The sequence below is a fragment of the Roseobacter sp. YIN89 genome, from assembly GCF_057219365.1.
The window spans coordinates 328,869-349,981 of record NZ_JBXVVD010000002.1 but is presented as its reverse complement, the minus strand read 5'-3'; the positions used below and the strand labels follow the sequence as shown (position 1 = coordinate 349,981).

Annotated in this window: 15 protein-coding genes and 1 tRNA gene; 7 read left to right on the top strand and 9 right to left on the bottom strand. The window is 59.8% G+C overall.

The window, feature by feature from the left end:
* Positions 1-170: 170 nt before the first annotated feature.
* Positions 171-2,303: a divergent polysaccharide deacetylase family protein gene (locus tag AC2D8V_RS07860; RefSeq protein WP_484732978.1), complete on the top strand. Its 2,133-nt coding sequence runs from the start codon at positions 171-173 to the stop codon at positions 2,301-2,303.
* Here AC2D8V_RS07860 and AC2D8V_RS07855 read toward each other — a convergent pair.
* The 8 genes from AC2D8V_RS07855 to fabI all read right to left on the bottom strand — a co-directional run bounded on the left by AC2D8V_RS07855 (position 2,286) and on the right by fabI (position 12,371).
* Positions 2,286-4,373, bottom strand: a complete 2,088-nt coding sequence (locus AC2D8V_RS07855; RefSeq protein ID WP_484732977.1) for a putative bifunctional diguanylate cyclase/phosphodiesterase — start codon at positions 4,371-4,373, stop codon at positions 2,286-2,288. The two genes, AC2D8V_RS07860 and AC2D8V_RS07855, sit on opposite strands and share 18 nt — an antisense overlap.
* Before the next feature lie 169 nt (positions 4,374-4,542).
* The gene (locus tag AC2D8V_RS07850) at positions 4,543-5,580 is read right to left on the bottom strand and encodes a succinylglutamate desuccinylase/aspartoacylase family protein (RefSeq protein ID WP_484732976.1); all 1,038 of its coding nucleotides are present in this window, start codon (positions 5,578-5,580) and stop codon (positions 4,543-4,545) included.
* 117 nt (positions 5,581-5,697) lie between these two features.
* Positions 5,698-7,209, bottom strand: a complete 1,512-nt coding sequence (gene trpE, locus AC2D8V_RS07845; RefSeq protein WP_484732975.1) for an anthranilate synthase component I — start codon at positions 7,207-7,209, stop codon at positions 5,698-5,700.
* 5 nt (positions 7,210-7,214) lie between these two features.
* Positions 7,215-9,053, bottom strand: coding sequence for a SurA N-terminal domain-containing protein (locus AC2D8V_RS07840; protein WP_484732974.1), 1,839 nt, complete (start codon positions 9,051-9,053; stop codon positions 7,215-7,217).
* A gap of 97 nt (positions 9,054-9,150) precedes the next feature.
* Complete coding sequence (locus tag AC2D8V_RS07835; RefSeq protein ID WP_484732973.1) at positions 9,151-10,326, bottom strand: aminotransferase; 1,176 nt, start codon at positions 10,324-10,326, stop codon at positions 9,151-9,153.
* 95 nt (positions 10,327-10,421) lie between these two features.
* On the bottom strand, positions 10,422-10,952 hold the full coding sequence (gene gpt / locus AC2D8V_RS07830) for a xanthine phosphoribosyltransferase (protein WP_484732972.1): 531 nt from the start codon (positions 10,950-10,952) through the stop codon (positions 10,422-10,424).
* Positions 10,953-10,957: 5 nt separating this feature from the next.
* A complete protein-coding gene (locus tag AC2D8V_RS07825) occupies positions 10,958-11,560 on the bottom strand; it encodes a LysE family translocator (protein ID WP_484732971.1) in 603 nt (200 codons plus the stop codon).
* A gap of 4 nt (positions 11,561-11,564) precedes the next feature.
* Positions 11,565-12,371 (bottom strand): enoyl-ACP reductase FabI, encoded by an 807-nt coding sequence (gene fabI / locus AC2D8V_RS07820; RefSeq protein WP_484732970.1) that lies wholly within the window; start codon positions 12,369-12,371, stop codon positions 11,565-11,567.
* A 172-nt stretch (positions 12,372-12,543) separates the two neighbouring features.
* Here fabI and pdxH point away from each other — a divergent pair, with 172 nt between their 5' ends.
* From pdxH to AC2D8V_RS07790, 6 genes are all read left to right on the top strand, one after another.
* The gene (pdxH, locus tag AC2D8V_RS07815) at positions 12,544-13,149 is read left to right on the top strand and encodes a pyridoxamine 5'-phosphate oxidase (RefSeq protein ID WP_484732969.1); all 606 of its coding nucleotides are present in this window, start codon (positions 12,544-12,546) and stop codon (positions 13,147-13,149) included.
* Between the two features lie 352 nt (positions 13,150-13,501).
* Positions 13,502-13,996: a cold-shock protein gene (locus AC2D8V_RS07810; protein ID WP_484732968.1), complete on the top strand. Its 495-nt coding sequence runs from the start codon at positions 13,502-13,504 to the stop codon at positions 13,994-13,996.
* A 2-nt stretch (positions 13,997-13,998) separates the two neighbouring features.
* Complete coding sequence (locus AC2D8V_RS07805) at positions 13,999-14,454, top strand: DUF192 domain-containing protein (protein ID WP_484733875.1); 456 nt, start codon at positions 13,999-14,001, stop codon at positions 14,452-14,454.
* Between the two features lie 42 nt (positions 14,455-14,496).
* A tRNA-Pro gene (locus AC2D8V_RS07800) sits at positions 14,497-14,573 on the top strand.
* 683 nt (positions 14,574-15,256) lie between these two features.
* The gene (locus AC2D8V_RS07795; RefSeq protein ID WP_484732967.1) at positions 15,257-18,910 is read left to right on the top strand and encodes a vitamin B12-dependent ribonucleotide reductase; all 3,654 of its coding nucleotides are present in this window, start codon (positions 15,257-15,259) and stop codon (positions 18,908-18,910) included.
* Positions 18,911-19,355: 445 nt separating this feature from the next.
* Positions 19,356-19,916: a type 1 glutamine amidotransferase domain-containing protein gene (locus AC2D8V_RS07790; RefSeq protein ID WP_484732966.1), complete on the top strand. Its 561-nt coding sequence runs from the start codon at positions 19,356-19,358 to the stop codon at positions 19,914-19,916.
* Between the two features lie 93 nt (positions 19,917-20,009).
* On the opposite strand, the gene AC2D8V_RS07785 is transcribed toward AC2D8V_RS07790, so the two are convergent.
* Positions 20,010-21,095, bottom strand: a complete 1,086-nt coding sequence (locus tag AC2D8V_RS07785) for an alkene reductase (RefSeq protein WP_484732965.1) — start codon at positions 21,093-21,095, stop codon at positions 20,010-20,012.
* Positions 21,096-21,113 lie beyond the last annotated feature (18 nt).

Sequence of the window (21,113 nt, the reverse complement as noted above, 5' to 3'; positions counted from 1 at the left end):
CAAAGAGGGCTGGAGGCACAGGCCACAAGCGCGGTATAGTTGGCGCATAGATGTTCAGGCTTGGCAGGCCGCGTCAAGGGGTGCAAAAGCCGGGCAGATCACACAAACGAACGCTTCGGCGGTGGCTTCGCCACTGATCGGGGCGCGTTGAGCAAGAGGATGGGCATATCGTGGCCAGAGGATTCATCAAAGGCGCGCTGTGGGGCGCGTGCGTCGGTCTTGGCGCGGTGACGATCGTCTCTGTGGCCGATGACGGGCCGCGGCAACAGCGATTGGCCGCTGAAAACGCCGGGAGCGACGGAGATACACGCGCTCTGCCGGAGACATCGCAGACAGATACCGCTACAGGTTTGCCGCAACCGGCGTCATCGCCGGACACGCTGGCCGGGCTTGCGCCCGACGTTGATACACCTGCTGCGGTCCCGGTGACCGGAGACGCCACAGCCCTTGGAGACGGGGTGTTCTCGGTTGCGGATGCCCCGGACGGTGTGGCGGTTGTAAACCGTCCGGCACCTCAAGTCTCAAGCGCGCCGCAAATCGGGCTCGCCACGCCAAGCTCGGAACGTGAAGCGTCAATCAGTACTGACCCGGCGCAACCCCCGTTGCCTACGGAAAACCTGCCGCAATCAGCATTTGATGAGGTTGAGGTCGCATCCGACCCGGTGGCACCGGAAGCGCCCTTGCAGGATTCCGAGCCGGGGATGACTGGAAGCGTGATCGCTGATTTCTCCGCGGATCCGGTGCAGCCCGCCGCGCCAGTGGTCGTAATTGAAACGGCTGATTTGTCAGACCCGTTGGAGCCAGACACGCCATCCGCAACGCCGACACAGGCATCAGAACGTGCCACTGCACCCGAGGCTGCAGATGCCGCGGCCAGCGCGGCGCCGCAAGTCATGCAAAGCGCGCCGGCAATTGCCAGCACGGAGGTGCAGCCGCAATACGAGACTGCGCTCCCGGTGCCGCAATCCGACCCTTCACCTGAAGAGATCATCGCCTCTGCCGCACCCGAAGCACAAATCGCCGATACCGACACTGCGACGCCTGCTCAATCGTCAGCCGCGTTGGAGGAAGAGACAGCAACCGCTGTGGCGCAGACGGCAGGGACCACCGCCCCGAAGATCGTTGACGCACCGCAGCCAGAGGCAGTGACCTCGGTGACCGCGCCTGCCGCTACTGTAATTGCGAGCCTTGAGACAGAGCCGCCTGCAGTGCAGTTCGAAGCGGATGCGCCGCAGTTGTCGGTTTTGGCCGGGATTGCCGAGCCTGCGGCCGTTGATGCGGCGCAGGCACCCGGCGAAAGCTCGAGCGCAGTGGTACGCGCCGATGTCACAAGCGCGGCGTCGCCGGTTGCCCCGGAACAGAGCGCGCCCGCCGATGACGGTCTGCCAGAAAAAGTAGGGGCCATACCGACGCCCGCGCCTGCGCCCGAGGCATTGGCGCAAGTGAGACCCGATCCGGCCGCCACGCCCGATCAGGTGCAGTTTGTCGCCAGCGAGACTGCGCCGGCAAGCGTCACGGTCAATCGCTTGCCCTCGCTGGCCACCACGCCGCAAGAAGACAGCGGCGCACAGACGGAGGCAGAGGAGCCCGTCACCGACGCGCCGGTAGAGAGTGATGTTCCACCGGTTCAACGGCACGCCGAGCCCTTTGAAAACCCGGAAAACAAGCCACCGATGGCAATCGTCTTGATGGATCAGGGTCAGGATATAAACGCCGAAAAAATCGGCTTGCCGGCGCTGCGCAGCTTTCCGTATCCCATCACCTTTGCGGTGGACTCGAGCCTGCCGGACGCCGCCGACCGGATTGCCGCCTATCGGGCCGAAGGTTTTGAGGTCTTGGCGATGGTCAACCTGCCGGAGGGTGCGACGGCGACAGATGCAGAAGTGAACATGTCTGTGGCGCTCGATCGGGTGACCGATGTTGTTGGCGTGCTCGAAGGCGTGGGCACCGGTGTGCAGACAACGATAGAAAGTGGCCGGCAGGTTGCCAAAATTCTTGCCGCGTCGGGGCATGGTTTCGTGACGCAGAATGTCGGGCTGAACACCGTGCAGAAACTGGCAGCGCGCGAAGGCGTACCTTCTGCGGTGGTCTTCCGCGATTTCGACTCAAAAGATCAGACACCAACCGTCATCAGGCGTTTTCTGGATCAGGCGGCTTTCAAAGCCAGACAGGAGGGCGGTGTCGTCATGCTTGGCCGTCTGCGTGAAGAGACGATTTCCGCGCTGCTGGTCTGGGGGCTGCAAGACCGCGCGTCGCGCGTCGCACTTGCGCCGGTATCTGCGGTATTACGCGCGACGCCCTGATCCAGTGCGCAATCGCGCCTGACTGCCACAATAGTCTGCGTACCAGTTCTGAAACGTGTCAGCCGGCATTGGGCGGCTGACGCCGTAGCCTTGTACGACATCGCACCCCAAGCGGCGGACTGTATCAAAGTGCTGATCAGTTTCCACGCCTTCCGCGACCACTTTCATCTCAAGGCTCGCGGCAAGCGTGACCAAAGCTGAAATGATACTGTCAGCGCGCGGATCAGGCACCGGTTTGATTAGTGACTGATCCAGCTTGATCCCCGACAATCGCAATCGCGACAGGTTCGACATTGACGCGTAGCCTGTGCCGAAATCATCCATCACCACTGAAAAGCCTGCCGCTGCCAACTGCTCGATTGTTCGTAACGCGACATCGTCGTCATTTTCGATCAAAGTACTTTCCAAGACCTCCACAGTCAGACGGTCCGGAGTTAGAAGACGTTCATGCACATCTTGCAAAAGCCGGCCCGTCAGATGTGGGTCACGCAGTGTTTGCGGCGATGCGTTCACCGAAATTGATGGCAAATCAATGCCGCTGGCCAGAAATTCTTCGAGCAGATCAAGTCCCTTGACGATCATCAGGCGATCAATCTGATCCACCAGTCCGGCTTCTTCAGCCGCCGCGATAAATGTGGCTGGCGGCACAATACCGCGCTCGGGATGCCGCCACCGGGCAAGAACTTCGCATCCGTAGATCGCACCGGTGTCCGTAAAGATTTGCGGTTGAAGGTAGGCTTCGAACTGGTCTTCGGAAAGCGCGCGGGTGATTTGCTGGAACAGATGCCGGCGGGTTTCGATTTCTTCGGCCAGTTTCGTCGAGTAGGCGTAATAACGGCCCCTTCCGGTGCGTTTTGCCTCGTAGAGCGCCAGATCAGCCTCGATCAGCATCTGGTCGCTGGTCGCCACCGAGGATGTCGCAACCGTATAGCCGATGCTGGCACCTACCTGACACTGCACATCGTCAATCATCAGGGGCGACCTGATGTCTTCGATGATCTGTTCCGAGAAGCGGTTGACGTCTTCCAGCGAGGAAGGTTGCACCATCAGAATAACAAATTCGTCGCCACCGATCCGGCCCGCCGTTGCATTCGCCGCGCTGCAATGGCGGCGCAGGGTTTCGGCGACATGCACAAGTAAGGTGTCGCCAGCGCTGTGCCCGTAAGTGTCGTTGACCTGCTTAAAGTCGTCCAAATCCAGCTTCATGACCACAATCATGTTGTCGCCGCCGCCTGCTGTGTCGTCCGTGGGCATATTCAGTTTCTGGTAGATGGCGCGTCGGTTAAAAAGCTTGGTCAAAGGGTCCTGATTGGCGGCTCGGCTGAGATCTTCGCGCGCGCTGGTCAATTCCGCGTTGCGCTCTTTGAGACGCGCCATCGACCCTTTGAGCAACCGCTTGCGCTGCTCCAGTCGCCGGATTGCAGAGTTGACGGAAATTTGCGCCGGCAGGAAAATCAACAAGGCTTCGGCAAGAAGCACAAGCAGGGCTGCAAACAGCGTTGCCTTTTGTATGAACTGGAGGGTCGCAATGCGATCTTGCGATTCCTTCTGAAAGAGGTCTGCAGCTGTGGCCAGAGAAGAGAAGAGATCGTGTTTGCCCCATTGCGCCAGAATTGGTTGCAGTTCTGCCCGTTGCGCCTCGCCCGCAGTGCTGACAATACCGACCATCGACACAAAACGGCGTGAGAAGGCGTCTAGCGAGATCGGCTCTTTTTCAAAGTAGAGTTCCTGCAAGGCCGGTGACAAATCCGGCAACTGCGTCAACCACTCATGCGAACTTTCAAACAGGTCGAGTGCCGCTTCGAGACGGGCTGCTGTGCTTTCGGTCGCATTAGGTCTTTCGATTTCGCTCATTAAAAACAGAATGCGCTGGCTTAGCATCCTCTGGCGGCCACTGACGCTCAGCACCTCAGCATCATCTTCTGCTGCCGCGATGGTTGCCAGTGATGCCAAATGCGAGGCGGAGATTGTGGCAAAGATGAACAGAAATCCCAATGCGTAACGCCGCCACAGAGATTGCGGCCTGCTGATGCAAAAACGGCGGAACCGCAGTTTCAGCGCGCGTTTCATGACGTGCGTTCTCCTCTCCCAGCAAAAAGACAGCGTGCCGGATGGACACGCCGCTTTGCCTCAAGATAGGCCGCGATGGGTTAAGGCTTTGAACGCAGACCTTGAATTAGGCACAGGTACGCCGATGTTTTTCAAAAGATTTTTACAGAAATCCAATAGAATCCAGGTGTTAGATGATCTCATCTTCGTCAAAAAGAGGGTCCGCGCCGAGTTGCCTCTCATGGGCCTCAACAGTCGTATCCGCAGCCGAATGGCTGACCTCCGCGAGGTGAAAAATGGCATCCCCTTCATTGACGATGGGCAGGACAGCCCGGCCAATCAATATGCCGTCGCGGGGCGCGACAATCTCTGTTTCGTCCACACCAAATGGATCGGAAACGCTGGCAAGAACCTCTCCTTCAGACACGGCATCCCCTTCGGCGCGAAACGCGCGCAGCACGCCGCCTGCAGGGGCCCGCAGCCAAGAAGATGATGTGCACACCAGCGAACCTGCACGCGCTTTGGCGATCCCTTTGGCGGGCAGCATCGACAGGCTGCGCAACACCCGTAGGATACCTGCGACCCCGGCGCGCACGGCCATCTCGTCAAAGCGCAACCCTTCTCCCGCTTCGTACAGCAGAACCGACGTGCCACGCTCGGCAGCCTCTGCACGCAAAGAGCCTTCGCGCAAGGAGGAGGTCAGGATCACCGGCGCACCAAAGGCTTGCGCCATCTGCTGTGTTGAGGCGTCCCCCGGTGACACCCTGATTTGCGGCAGATTGGTGCGGTGAATTGCAGCCGAATGCAGGTCGATCCCAAGATCGCAGCGCAAAACGACTTCATTCAGAAAGATATGAGCAAGGCGCGCGCCAAGCGACCCCGAGGGATGTCCGGGAAAACAGCGGTTCAGGTCGCGACGGTCCGGCAGGTAGCGAGAACGGTTCAGAAACCCAAAACTGTTGACGATGGGCACCACCAACAAAGTGCCGCGCAGATGCGCAAGCTGCGGTGCCCGCAGCAGGCGGCGGACGATCTCGACGCCAATGACCTCGTCACCATGCACTGCGGCAGAGACAAAGACGGTGGGGCCGGGGCGCTTGCCATGGTGGACTTTGACCGACAGGTGAACCGGCGTGTGATCGGGTAAGGTGGAGACTGGTAAATTGACCGTGCCGGTCGATCCCGGAGCAAAACGTTCTTGGCCGATTTCGAACGCGGGTCGCGGCATCTCAGTGCATGACCTGCGCGATAGCTTGCAAACACGTGCACCGCCAAGCCGTCACTATCAAACCAGTTGGCGCTGTGCTGTCTCTGCCGGGCTGACAATTTCCCGTGGCAACAGGGGTCACCGGTTGCCCTGTCCTGTAAACCGCCCAGCGTCTGCTGCGGCGCGCCGGATGGCATTCGATTTGTGCACGGTTTCCTGATACTCGGCCTCAGGATCACTGTCATAGACCACGCCGCCACCGGCCTGAATATACAGCTTTTGATCGGCAACCACCGCCGTACGCAGGGCAATACACATATCCATGTCACCCCCCGCACTGAAATATCCGACGCCGCCACCGTAGACACCGCGCTTTTCGGGCTCCAGCTCGTCGATGATCTCCATCGCGCGGACCTTCGGTGCACCTGACACCGTTCCTGCAGGCATCCCAGCAAAAAACGCGTCTATCGCATCCTTGTCCTCGTGCAACTCGCCAACGACATTCGAAACGATGTGCATGACGTGGCTATAGCGCTCGACGATGAACTCTTCTGTGGGCCGCACTGTCCCGATCTTTGCGACACGACCCACGTCGTTGCGCCCAAGATCCAGCAGCATCAGATGCTCTGCCAATTCCTTCTTGTCCGCCAGAAGATCGGCTTCCAGCGCGTTGTCCTCTTCCGGCGTCGCGCCGCGCGGGCGTGTGCCGGCGATCGGGCGGATGGTGACCTCCCGGCCAAAGACACGCACGAGGATTTCAGGGCTGGCACCAATGACCTGAAATCCGCCGAAATTGAAATAGAACATAAACGGCGAAGGGTTTGTCCGGCGCAAACTGCGATAGAGCGAGAATGGCTCGAGCTTGAATTCCTGCGTCCAGCGCTGCGAGGGTACCACTTGAAAAATGTCGCCAGCGCAGATGTATTCCTTGGCCCGCTCCACCGCGGCTTTATAGCCTTCATGTGTAAAGTTGGAGATCGGCGCATCTGCGGGCGCTTCATCGCCCAGATCACGTGTCGCGGCTGGCATGGCGCGTTCCAGATCGCGCACCGCGTCCATCACACGCTCGGCGGCTTGCGCGTAGGCCGCCCGGGCAGTCTGCCCGTCCGAGACCCATGCAGGCGAAACCACAGTAACCTCGCCCTTTACCCCGTCCAGCACAGCAACCACCGAAGGGCGCAACATCACAGCATCGGGCAGCCCCAAGGGGTCGGGGTTGATGTCAGGCAGGTGCTCGACCAGTCGCACGGTGTCATAGCCCAGATAGCCGAAAAGGCCCGCCGCCGCTTGTGGCAGGTCGTGCGGCAGATCAATTCGGCTTTCGTCGATCAGAGCGCGGAGCGTATCGAGCGGATTGCCCTCCAGCGGCGCAAAGCTGTCCGCGTCATAGCGCGCGGCTCGGTTGATCTCGCTTGCATCTCCACGACACCGCCAGACCAGATCGGGCTTCATCCCGATGATCGAATACCGACCGCGTACTTCGCCGCCAGTGACCGATTCCAGAACGAAAGCATCCTTTTGCGCGCCTGTCAGCTTCAGCATCAGCGAAACAGGTGTATCGAGGTCTGCGGCCAGTCGGGTATAGACGATCTGGTTGCGCCCCGCCGCATAAGCGGCGTCAAACTCGGAGAATTCCGGGGTCAGTGCCATATCAATCAGGGAAAGTTCACGTGCACGGCTTGAAGCGCCTGCTGATTGATTTGCGGATCGGCGCGGCGGGTCACATCCGCACTGAATGCTTGGAAGATGTCCCGCGCCAGCTGCTGATCGGCCTGCGCGCCCAGTTGCTCGGCCAGTTGCGCGGCCTCACCATCTTCTGCGGGGGGCGCGATACCATCGAGGCGTAGCACGATGACTGCGGCTTCACTTTCGACCAACGTGGTGTCCCCTTCCTCCATCTCGAAAACACGCAGCATGAAAGCGGGCGGTGTCCCGGGTACAAAGTCAGAGCGCAGAAGGTTCTCTTCGACAACGGCGTCGAGCCCGGCATCGGCAAAACTTGCGCCTTCACCGATCTGGGTCACGATGTCTTCGGCCTGCACGCTCAAGCGGCGCGTGGTTTCGGCGGCTTCCCAATGGGCCAGCACATCTTCGCGGGCTTCCTCAAACGGGGCGGGGCGCGGTGGCAAGACCTCGTCCAGACGCAGGGCAAAAAGGCCCCCGTCGTCCAACAGCTCGATTTCAGGAAAATCGGAAGGGCCGACAGCAGCGGCGGCCTCGCGGAACGCCTGATATGAGGCGACCGCGTCAAAGTTTTCAACGCTCCAGGATATCTGCCCGGTGCGCATGTCCGTCTCTTGCCCCAGTTCTTCCAGCGTCGCACCGCCGGCCAAAAGGTCGTCGAGGTTTTCGGCCTGCGCCTCGACCACCCGCCGTGCCCTGTCATTGACAATTGCGGGCCGCAATTCGGGAATTGCCTCTTCGAAAGAGGTCTCTTGCGCTGCGAGCACACCATTGACGCGGAAGAGCGCAGGCCCCAGTTCACTGGGCAGGGGGCCGACAACGGCGCCGACATCTGCCGCGAATACCGCGTCAGCGGCCTCGCCCAGATCGTCGCGGGCGACGTCGCCCAGATCGATATCAGACAACTCTAGCCCTCGCGTGGCAACCACTTCTTCAAAGGCGGTGCCATCGTTGATCGATTGCAGCGCGGCTTGGGCGCTTTCGCCGTCAAGATAGACCAGACGCTCAACAAGGCGGCGCTCCGGCTGGTTGAACTCCGCACTGCGTTCCTCGTACGCGGCCCGCAGTGTTTCATCATCGATCTCGATGGTATCGATCAGGTCGTCCGGGGTCAGGATCGCGTAGGTGATTTCCTTGGTTTCGGGCAGGGTGAAATCATCGATGTTTTCGTCATAATGCGCGCGCAGCGTGGCATCGTCCGGCGTTTCCAGCGGTTCGGTCAGATTGCCTGCGTCGAGCGTGCTCCAGGTAAAGCTGCGCTGCTCGCCGACGTAGTTGAGCAGCGTGTCGGTGTAGGTCTCGGGCATCGATATGCCGCCAAGGACCGCGCCTTGTAAGATGGTGCGCGCGACTTCTTCGCGCAGTTGGGTTTCAAATTCCTGCTCGGACAGACCGCTGCTCTGCAGCGCAAAACGGTAAGCCTCGCGGTCAAACGACCCGTCGAGCCCCTGAAAGCCCTGAATGTCGAGGATGCGATTGCGCAGCTGCTCGTCTCCGATCGAGATGCCAAGCTGTGCGGTTTCGTGATCCAGCGAGCGCGTGGCGACCAGCCGCTGCAGGACCGCGCGGTCCAGACCGATCGCCTGAGCCTGCGCAAAGGGCAGGGCCTGTCCGGTCTGCTGTGTAACGGCGGTCATTTCCTGCTGCAATTGTCGCGCGTATGTCTGCACCGGAATCGGTTTGTCGCCAGCGGTGCCAATGGTGCGGATGTTGCCCCCGAGGTTGGTGGCGCCAAAGCCCGCAAGACCAAGGATCAGCAGACCCATGAGAATCCAGATGGCGGTTTTTGAAATGCTCGAGCCCTTGGCCATGGTCATCCTTTTGCGCGTCGCGTGATGGTGATGTTGCGGACCTATCTATGCGGCTGCGCGCGCAGGGGCAAGAGGGGCCTGAACCGTGGCAGAACCGTCAGCCTGCCCAGCTTTCGAGGCGTGCGAAAAGTGTGTCGATGCCATCTGCGTCCAGATTGGCAAAGGCGATGCGCAACTGCCGCGCGCCCGAAGGGTCATCGGGCGGGGTAAACATTGTTCCGGGCAGGCACAACAGCCCGCACTCCGTCACCATACGTGGCGCAAGATCGGCCGAGCTCTGATCAAAGGGATGTGCGAGATAGGCAAAATAGGCACCCAGCCCCAAAAGCTTCCAACCGTGCTTTTCCAAACGGTGAAACCCGGCGCTGATGGCCGCGCGGCGCGCGAGTATCTCGTCGCGTTCGCCTGCCAGCCACTGATCGAGGTTTTGCATGCCCCACAAGGCCGCGTATTGCCCGATCTGCCCGGGACAGATGGCGACTGTGTCGAGGAATTTTTCCACTTCGGCCAGACGCGCAGGCGACGCGATCATGGCGCCGACCCGGTGCCCTGTCAGCCGGTACGCCTTGGAGAAGGAGTACAGATGGATCAGCGTATCGCGCCAGTTCTCGTCCCGAAAAAGCGTATGCGGCGCGCCGGTGCCACTGTGGAAGTCGCGGTAGGTCTCATCAACGATCAGCGCGATCCCGTGGCGGCGTGCGAGATCCAGAAATGCGCCGACCAGTTCTGCCGGATATTCCACGCCGCAGGGGTTGTTCGGGGTGACCAGCGCAATCGCACGGGTCTGCGGCGAAATCAGAGCGGCGGCTTTTTGCGGATCGGGCAGCAGGTCTGCGCCCGTCGGCAGGGCCACCGCGTTTACGCCTGACATGTCGAGCCACATTTTGTGGTTGAAGTACCACGGCGTCGGCAGAATGACCTCGTCGCCTTCGGCGCAGAGCATTGCAATCGCGGCGGCAAATGCCTGATTACAGCCCGAGGTGATGGCCACATCCTCTGCGGTGACCGAACCGCCATAAAGTTTTGCCGTGCGCGCGGCCAGCGCGTCGCGCAGGGCGGGCAGGCCGAGGACGGGACCGTAAAGGTGGGCGGAATCGTTTTGCAGCGCCGCCTCTGCCATGGCCTGTCGCAACCCGTCGGGGGGCGGATCGACCGGGGCAGCTTGGCTGACGTTGATCAGCGGGCGGTCGGGCGCAAAGCTGACGCCCTCGACCCAGCGCCGCGCCTCCATGACCGGGGGGCGGAAGGTGGTTGCGGTGCGTGGCAGCGTCATGACGTCTGATCTCCTGACGGGCGGGTGGAAAGCCGGGGAGCCTCCGGCGGGAGTTTATCTGGCAAAGTGAAAGAGCGCGCCGGTACCAATCTGTGTCAGTCCTTGCCGCGGTATGGTTCGACGTATTGCAGTGCCATATCCCAGGGAAAGAAGATCCATGTGTCCTGGCTCACGCCGGTGATAAAGGTTTCGACCTGTGGCTCGCCCTGAGGCTTGGCGTATATCGTGGCAAAATGCGCATTTGGATAGAGCCGGCGTACAAGTTCCAGTGTCTTGCCCGTATCCACCAGATCGTCGACCACCAGAATGCCAGTGCCGTCGCCCATCATGGCGTCGTTGGGGCTTTTGAGTACCTCGGCGTCGCGACGCTGATCGGCTTTGCCGCCGCCCGAGTGGTAGCTTTTGACCGATATTGTATCGACGGTGCGAATGTCGAGTTCACGCGCCACGATCATCGCGGGGGCCATCCCGCCACGGGTGATCGCCACAACCGCACGCCACGCGCCGTCATCCGGGCCGCGGCCATCGAGCCGCCATGCCAGCGCACGGGCATCACGGTGCAATTGATCCCACGAGACGTGAAAGCCTTTTTCGTGGGGCAGGCGGGACGGGTCTTTGGTGGTCATGACGGTTACCTTTCCAAGAGCAGGCGCAGGCCGAGTGCGCCCAAAATGGTTGCCGCGATGCGGTCAAGCAGAGGTTTGGCACCGAGGTACCGGCGCCGGGCCGGTGCGCTGGAGAGCGCCACGGCACAGATCGAATAGAATGCAATTTCCAAAAGCAGGTGGTTGGCGACAATCAGCGCAATATCGACGCCAGCAAGCCCCTGCGGGAACACCACAACGATGACGGCGGCCGCAAACAGCATGGATTTGGGGTTGCCGGCATTAACGAGCAGTCCCGAGACAAATGCACGCCCCGCCGGGCGGTCGGCTTCCGGTAGCGGATCGCGTGCCGCTCTCCACGTCTGGATGGCGATCCACATCAGATACAGCGCGCCTGCCCCTTTGAGCACTGTATATGCCCACGGAAACAGCGCAAACAGCGTCTCGAGCCCCAAGAGCGCTGCCAGCGTCCACAAGGCTGCCGCCGTGCCCAGCCCGATGCCCACGGCGATGCCGGTCCGGCGCCCCGCACTCACACAGGTCTTGATGAAATACAGCAACGCAGCCCCCGGGCTTGCGATGGCCGCGGCCACCACGAGATTGAAGGCGATCACGCTCTCAACGCTCATCGGGTCAGCCCTTGCTCATGTCCGGAGCGTCTACCGCCTTCATGCCGACGACATGATAGCCTGCATCCACATGCAGGTTTTCGCCAGTGGTGCCGGACCCGAGATCCGACAGCAGGAAAAGCGCCGCCTTGCCCACATCCTCGGTGGTCACGTTGCGGCGCAGCGGAGAGTTGTATTCGTTCCATTTCATGATGTAGCGGAAATCACCGATCCCGGAGGCCGCCAGCGTCTTGATGGGACCCGCCGAAATCGCGTTGACGCGGATACCGTCCTTGCCGAGATCTTCAGCGAGATATTTCACCGATGCCTCAAGTGCTGCCTTGGCCACACCCATCACGTTGTAATGCGGCATCACCTTTTCCGCGCCGTAATAGGTGAGTGTCAGGCACGACCCCCCGTCGCGCATGAGCTTTTCGGCGCGCTGAACCACGGCGGTAAACGAGTAGACAGAGATATCCATCGACATGGTAAAATTGCTGCGGGACGTGTCCACATAACGCCCGCGCAATTCGCTCTTGTCTGAAAAGCCAATTGCGTGCACCACGAAGTCAAGGCTGCCCCATGTGTCCTTCAACGTGTCGAAAAGCGCATCCATCGATGCCTCGTCTGATACGTCACAAGGCAGGACAAGGTCGCTGCCAAGCTCTGCTGCCAAAGGTCCCACGCGTTTTTTCAGCGCCTCGCCCTGATAGGAGAACGCCAGCTGCGCACCCGCGTCCGCGCAGGCCTTGGCGATGCCCCACGCAATGGATTTGTCGTTGGCCAGCCCCATGATAAGGCCACGTTTGCCCGCCATAAGATCATTTGCCATGAAATCCTCCGTCTTTTTATCCGCGCGTTAAATGTCTGACGACCTTTAGGCGATTGGGAAAGGCCCATCAAGGCGCGATCAGACCTCGCGGCAGAGATTGCCGCACTGCTGGCCCTTGACCTCGGCGAGAATACCATCACCTGATGGGGCACAGACGCAGGATGGAATGGCAATGGAAAAGCGAAGCGGCAAGTTTGCGGGCGACAACCCTTTCGAGATCGCACAACGCTGGCTGGATGAGGCGCAGGAGGCGGAGATCAACGATCCCAATGCAATTGCGCTCAGCACGGTCGACAGTGACGGACGCCCCAATGCGCGCATGGTCCTGCTGAAAGGGATCGAGCCGGATGCCTTCGTGTTTTATACAAATTACGAAAGCGCCAAGGCGCGCGAACTGGATCAGGCAGGCAAGGCGGCCTTTGTCATGCATTGGAAAAGCCTGCGGCGGCAGATCCGCGTGCGCGGCGACATCACGCGCGAAGACGGGGCCGGCGCCGATGCCTATTACGCGTCGCGCTCACTCAAAAGCAGGCTGGGCGCGTGGGCATCGCGGCAATCGCGCCCTCTCAGCAGTCGCAGTGCGCTCATGGCAGAGGTTGCCAAAATGACGGCAAAACACGGCACCAATCCCCCAAGACCGCCTTTTTGGGGCGGATACCGGTTGCGGCCGTTTGAAATCGAGTTCTGGGCCGATGGCGAGTTTCGCCTCCACGACCGCTTTGTTTGGCGGCGTGAGTCTGAAACCGACCCGTGGGATGTCACAAGGCTGAACCCATAACGGGAAATTCTTGGCAGGACCCACCAATAAGTTGTGCAATGTCAAAATATTGTGCAACGACGTTCTGTGAAAAATTGCACATGGGTTGTGCATAATGGGCAGTTTCCTCAAAAAACGAGTGAGTTACATCCCAGACCTTAAAATGAGTGGAACATTGCAATTTAATCACTAATTCGTGATACTTGCGCCACAGCGAGATGGGGTCTAAACGATGGCGATGTCTGATTTATTAATAATTTGGCTTGATTAGACCGCGATGCTTCGCGCACAACTAGATAATTGCGACCTCAAAAGAACGGATAAAAACACCGTGGACGAAACCACCGACATTGCAACGCCGATCGCTGGGGTAGTGAAGTGGTTTGACCCGGTCAAAGGATTTGGTTTCGTCGTCGCCGACGAAGGCGGCCCTGACATTCTTTTGCATGTGAATGTCTTGCGCAACTTCGGACAAAGCTCTGTCGCAGACGGGGCGCGCGTTGAACTGGAAGTACAGCGGACCGACCGTGGCGTTCAGGCGACGCAGGTGCTTTCTTTGCTGCCCCCTGAAGGCGACAGCGGTGTGGGCCTGTCGGATATCGCCGCCTTGGATCCCGATGTTGTGGCTGCGGCCCCGCTGGAACCTGCGCGGGTGAAATGGTTCGACAAGGGCAAAGGTTTCGGATTTGCCAATGTTTTCGGTCGGCGCGAGGACATCTTTCTGCATATGGAAGTTCTACGCCGCTCCGGCTTGTCGGATCTGTCTCCGGGCGAGGCGCTTGCCTTGCGGGTGATCGAAGGCAAGCGTGGTCATATGGCCGCCGAGGTCTTTGCGTGGGAAGCCGCGCTGGAGCACGAAAACGCGTGAAGCTGGCCGCCTTCGCGTTCGTCCTGGTCAGCCTGCCGTCCGTTTTGTGGGCCGAGTGCCGCGAGGACACAGTCTATCTCAAAGGTGATTTCGGGCAGGCGCGCTTTTCTGTCGAGATAGCGGATGACGACGAAGAGCGGTCGCTGGGCCTGATGCACCGCACAGAAATGGCCAGCGCCGCCGGTATGCTGTTCATCTATCCCAAACCACAGTCCATGTCGTTCTGGATGCGCAACACGCTGATCGAACTGGATATGCTGTTTATCGACCCCAAGGGCGTGGTCCAGCACATCCACCACCGTGCGCAACCGCTCGACGAGACTCCCGTTCTCGGCGGGCGCGGTTTGACACATGTGCTGGAGATCAACGGAGGGCTGGCAAAACAGATGGGAATTACGCCCGGCACAACGGTGCGCCACCCAAGTTTTTTGCAAGCAGAGGCCGCTTGGCCATGTTAAGGGGTTTTCAAATCAAAAAAGGGCGTCTAAAGAGTGCCTCGTCGGAGCGTGGCGCAGCCTGGTAGCGCACCTGTTTTGGGTACAGGGGGTCGGAGGTTCGAATCCTCTCGCTCCGACCACTAGTTCAAACGCCCTTCGGGGCGTTTTCTATTTTCACTACATCTTGTGTTTATTTTTTGCGCGCGCCGGTGCGCTGCCCAGATTTAGTGCGCTGACGGGCAGGCATCGTGGTGCGAATGCCACAATTCTGTCGTGTTGGTGCGCTAGACTTCAAGTTTGCGCAAATCATGTGCGAGTCGCTCAAGCAGGGCCGCAGTTATCCTCAGCCCTGTTGAAAAATTAACGCGAAAACTTAACCGCTGACGCTAAGGTGAGCCACTTTCAGGCTTTTTCACGGTTGCTGCGATGCAGCGTTTCGGGCGCTGGCTTGGGGATATTTACCGGCTGTTAACTTGTTGAATCGCATCGGCGCCGGTGCTGACCAAAAATTCGTGTGCGTCAACTGATAAGTTTTCAAATTTTTCTAAAAAAGCGATTGACCGTCTATGTCTAAATACGCCACTTTGTGTAGGCCGACGATGACGCCACAACATGTAGTGGTCAACGCTCAGGGGGCGGATCGACGGGACAGGGGCTAAAGACGATCAATACTTACTGATCTGACTCCACAATGCTGGAAGCGCATGGCTATGCGCGTTCGGCACAGGGAGTGCTGTTCTCTGACCCACGGTGACAGGGCTGGGGGCAGGCTGCAATGACAGCCGCCCTCTTGGGAAGACACAGCTGGGAATGAGGCAGCGCTATGAAAATTGAACGCAAATTTACCAAGGCAGGTCAGGACGCTTACGCTGACCTCGATTTCATCACGACCGCATCAGAGATTCGCAATCCCGACGGGACGATCGTGTTCCGGCTTGATGATGTCGAAGTCCCCGGCAGCTGGAGTCAGGTCGCCAGCGATGTGATCGCGCAGAAATACTTTCGCAAAGCAGGCGTGCCGTCAAAGACGCGCAAGGTGAAAGAAAAAGGCGTTCCGGAATTTTTGTGGCGCTCGGTCCCAGCCGAGGGCGCGGAAATGGGCGGCGAAACCTCCTCCAAGCAGGTCTTTGACCGCCTCGCCGGCGCCTGGGCCTACTGGGGCTGGAAGGGCGGTTACTTCTCCGACGAGGATGACGCCCGCGCATATTTTGACGAAATGCGCCACATGCTGGCGTCCCAGCGCGCCGCGCCCAACAGCCCGCAATGGTTCAACACCGGCCTGCACTGGGCGTACGGCATCGACGGCCCGGCCCAAGGCCACCATTATGTGGACTACAAGACTGGTAAACTGACCAAGTCAAAGTCCTCCTACGAGCACCCACAGCCCCATGCCTGTTTTATCCAGTCGGTATCAGACGACCTCGTGAACGACGGCGGCATCATGGATCTGTGGGTGCGCGAAGCACGCCTCTTTAAATACGGCTCCGGCACCGGCACCAACTTCTCCTCGCTGCGTGGCGAAGGCGAAGGCCTGTCCGGCGGCGGCAAGTCCTCTGGCCTGATGGGTTTCCTCAAGATCGGTGACCGTGCTGCAGGCGCAATCAAATCCGGCGGCACGACACGGCGTGCGGCCAAGATGGTGATCGTGGATGCCGACCACCCGGACATCGAAGAATTCATCAACTGGAAAGTTCTCGAAGAGCAGAAGGTCGCATCGATCGTCGCAGGATCGAAAATGCACGAGCAAAAGCTCAACGGCATTTTCGAGGCGATCGGGACATGGGATGGTGCCGAAGGTGACGCTTATGACCCGACAAAGAACGAGAGCCTGAAACAGGCCGTCCGCGACGCCAAGAAAGTCGCCATCCCAGAGACCTACATCAAACGTGTGCTCGATTACGCAAAGCAGGGACACACCTCGATCGAGTTCCCGACCTACGACACCGACTGGGACAGCGAGGCGTATAACTCCGTCTCCGGTCAGAACTCGAACAACTCGATCCGGGTGACCAACGCGTTTCTGAAGGCGGTCGAGAAAGACGCTGACTGGGAACTGAAGAACCGCGTCGATGGCAAAGTCACCAAAACCGTCCGCGCCCGCGATCTGTGGGAAAAGGTCGGCCATGCTGCTTGGGCCTGCGCAGACCCCGGCATCCAGTACCACGACACCGTGAACGACTGGCACACCTGCCCGGAAGACGGTGAAATCCGCGGGTCCAACCCGTGCTCGGAATACATGTTCCTTGATGATACCGCGTGCAACCTTGCCTCCATGAACCTGCTGACCTTCCTCCAGAATGGCGAGTTTCAGGTCGAGGACTACATGCACGCCTCGCGGCTCTGGACGGTGACGCTGGAAATCTCTGTGATGATGGCGCAATTCCCGTCAAAAGAGATCGCACAGCGGTCGTACGACTTCCGTACGCTGGGTCTGGGCTACGCGAACATCGGCGGCTTGCTGATGAACATGGGCTACAGCTACGACAGCCCCGAAGGCCGCGCACTTTGCGGCGCTCTCACGGCGATCATGACCGGCGTGGCCTATGCGACGTCCGCCGAAATGGCGAGCGAGCTTGGCCCATTCCCCGGCTACGAGAAAAACGCGGCACATATGTTGCGGGTGATCCGCAACCACCGCCACGCGTCTTATGGCAAGGTCGGCGGCTACGAAGAACTCGCCGTGCCACCGGTACCGCTCGACTACAAGTCCTGCCCCGACGCACGGCTGATCGAAGTTGCACGCGGGGCGTGGGATCAGGCGCTGGAACTGGGACAGAAGCATGGCTACCGCAATGCGCAATCCACGGTCATTGCGCCCACCGGCACCATCGGTCTTGTGATGGACTGTGACACCACCGGCATCGAGCCCGATTTCGCTCTGGTGAAGTTCAAAAAGCTCGCAGGCGGCGGCTACTTCAAGATCATCAACCAGTCGGTACCGGCAGCGCTCGAGAAACTGGGCTACAGCTCTGCCCAGATCGAAGAGATTGTAGCCTACGCGGTCGGCCACGGCTCCATCGGGAATGCGCCGGGCATCAATACCACGACGCTGGCAGGTCACGGGTTTGGCCCCAATGAACTGGCCAAGATCGAAGCCGCGCTCGCTTCGGCTTTCGACATCCGCTTCGTGTTCAACCAGTGGACACTGGGCGAAGAGTTCTGCACGCAGGTGCTGGGCATCCCGGCCGAAAAGCTGAACGACCCGACGTTTGATCTGCTCAAGCACCTCGGCTTTAGCAAAAAGGACATCGAAGCAGCCAACGACCACGTCTGTGGCACCATGACGGTCGAGGGCGCACCGTTCCTCAAGACAGAGCACTACGGCATCTTTGACTGTGCCAACCCGTGCGGCAAGAAAGGCAAGCGCTTCCTCTCCGTGAACAGCCACATCACGATGATGGCCTCGGCACAAAGCTTCATCTCGGGGGCCATCTCCAAGACGATCAACATGCCAAACGACGCCACCATCGAAGACTGTCAGGCAGCCTACGAGTTGTCGCACCGGTTGGGTGTGAAGGCAAACGCGCTCTACCGCGACGGCTCCAAGCTCAGCCAACCTCTCGCCGCAGCCCTCGTCGAGGACGACGAAGACGCGCAGGAAGTGCTGGAAAGCGGAACACCGCAGGAAAAGGCAGCCGTGCTGGCCGAGAAGGTGGTCGAAAAGGTCATCATCAAGGAGATCGTCAAGTCGCACCGCGAAAAGATGCCTCAACGTCGCAAGGGCTACACGCAAAAAGCCATTGTGGGCGGTCACAAGGTCTATCTGCGCACCGGCGAATACGAAGACGGTAACCTCGGCGAAATCTTCATCGACATGCACAAGGAAGGCGCTGGCTTCCGGGCGATGATGAATAACTTCGCCATCGCGGTATCGGTCGGCCTCCAGTATGGCGTGCCGCTCGAAGAGTTCGTCGATGCCTTTACCTTCACCAAGTTTGAGCCAGCGGGCATGGTGCAGGGCAACGAGACGATCAAGAACGCGACATCGATCCTCGACTACGTGTTCCGTGAACTTGCCGTGTCCTACCTCGACCGTACCGATCTGGCGCATGTCGCCCCGGAAGGTGCCACATTCGACACCATCGGTCGCGGCGAAGAGGAAGGTGTCAGCAACGTATCGGAAATCTCCGAAAGCGCTGCCACCAAGTCGCTTGAGGTGCTCAAGCAGATCAGCTCCACCGGCTATCTGCGCAATCGCTTGCCGCAGGAACTGGTCGTACTCAAAGGCGGTCAGGACGGGTTTGCCGAAGAAACCGTTGCCTTCGAGGGTTCAGCCCCCGCAGCCGACGGCTCTGTGGCCGTGGCCGTGACAACCACGACCGTGACAGCAGGCTCCACCGAAATGGACGCCCGCACCAAGGCCAAGATGCAAGGTTACGAGGGCGAGGCCTGCGGCGAATGCGGCAACTACACGCTGGTGCGCAACGGCACCTGCATGAAATGCAACACCTGCGGTGCAACATCGGGGTGTAGCTAAACCAAACGCGCCCCTGGGGGACGTGTAGGGGTCGCGGCGCCGGGCCACCAACCGGACCGCACCCCGACGAACAGGGTGGGGCGGATCTATTGCTCCTCCCACCTTTACCGGGGCGATCAGCCCGGCCGTTTTTCCCAAACGGTCCCTGGTTGTCCCGTCGGAGCCGCCACGGTTTCGACAAACACGGGGCGGGTGCGCTCGCCCCCGACGACGTTCAGGCCGCAGGCAGAAAAATACCGAGCGGTTAACAAGATGAGCTTGAACGGCGAAACTAACAGGGGGCCTTGTGCCCCCTTTTTCTTTGTTCCGATGAAATGTGCCCGAAACTGCGACAATACCGCACGATACCCACGATCAAGTGAACCTTTTGCGCGCTGACCCGTTGTGTTGGTGAAGCGGGTGGCACGGGTGCCGCTTGCATTGAAAACATTGAAAGGAGATATGCATGACACAGATCAGTAATGCAAAAATCGCCATTCTCGCGACACACGGCTTTGAAAAATCAGAGCTGTTCGAACCCAAGCGTCAGTTGGAAGAGGCCGGCGCCGAGATCGTGGTGATTTCGCCCGAAAGCGGCGAGATCAAAAGCTGGGATGACCAGAACTGGGGCGAAGCCGTCGCCGTCAACATGGATGTCGCAGACGCCCGCGTAGAAGACTTTGATGCGCTGGTACTGCCCGGTGGTCAGATCAACCCTGACATCCTGCGGACAAATGACAAAGCGGTGAGCTTTGTGCGGGATTTCTTTAACAGCGGCAAAACGCTGGCAGCGATCTGTCACGCGCCGTGGCTTCTGATCGAAGCAGACGTTGTGAAAGGCCGCGATGTCACGTCATGGCCATCCGTCAAAACCGATCTGGTAAACGCGGGCGCCAACTGGCAGGACAGCGAAGTTGTCGTGGATCAGGCACTCGTCACATCGCGCAAACCGGGCGATCTGGATGCATTTTGTGCCAAGATAATCGAAGAGGTCCGCGAAGGACGCCACGACCGCCAAGCGGCATAACGAGACCAAAACGGGAGGCATCGCGCCTCCCGTTTTTTTGTGTTGGCCTGCACGCGGGCAAGCGGTCCGTCCGCTGTGTCGCGGGTGCTTGGGTCAGGTCTCGAGGGCAGGGTAGTCGGTATACCCTTCGGCACCGCCTCCGTAAAAAGTAGCCTCGTCCGGGGTGTTCAGGTCGGCCCCGCGGCGCAGACGCTCTGGCAGGTCGGGGTTAGCCAGAAACGGCCTTCCGAAGGCCACAGCCTGTGCATGACCAAATCCGATGGCATCTGCCGCGCTTGTGCCGTCGTATTCATTTGCTGCAACGAAAAAGCCCGAATAAAGAGGGCGCAGCCGATCCATAATTGCCTTCGCATCGGAGTCTTCGGCGCGATTGTAACTTTCAACGACGTGCAGATAGGCCAATCCGCGCCCATCCAGCGCCTTGTACACCGCCGAGAACAGCGCTTCGGGGTCGTCGTCCGACATATCGTTGAAAGCGTTCATCGGCGACAGCCGCACGCCGATGCGCCCCTTGGGCCACACCGTTTCGACGGCATCAAGCACCTCAAGCAAAAAACGCATGCGGTTCTCGGCTGTGCCGCCATAAGCATCGTCGCGGTCGTTCACACCGTTTTGCAGAAACTGGTCCAGCAGATAGCCATTGGCCGCGTGTACCTCAACCCCGTCGAAACCGGCGCGTTTGGCGTTCTCGGCGGCCCTGCGGTAGTCCTCTGTGGTTGCTTTGATCTGCTCTTGCGTCATGCGCTGCGGTTGCGAGGTGTCGACAAACCCCTGATCGGTCACCGTTTTGGCATCCGCCGTTTTGTCGGTCGATGACAGCGGCGCGGCGCCGTTCGGCAACAGCGAGCTGTGGCTGATCCGTCCCACATGCCAAAGCTGCGCAAAGATACGACCGCCCGCCGCGTGCACACTGTCGGTGATCTCGCGCCAGCCCGCGACCTGCGCGTCCGAATGCAGCCCCGGCGTGTCGATGTACCCTTTGCCCATGGGCGAGATTTGTGTGGCTTCCGTCACAATAAATCCGGCCGAGGCGCGCTGGCGGTAGTAGCTGGCAGCCAGCGGGCCGGGAACGCCATCTGACTGAGCGCGGTTCCGTGTCAGCGGGGCCATCACCACGCGGTTGGGCAGAGAGAGTTCGCCCATCTGCACGGGCGTAAACAACGAGGCGTTTTTGGTCATGTCAGGTCTCCTTTCTTC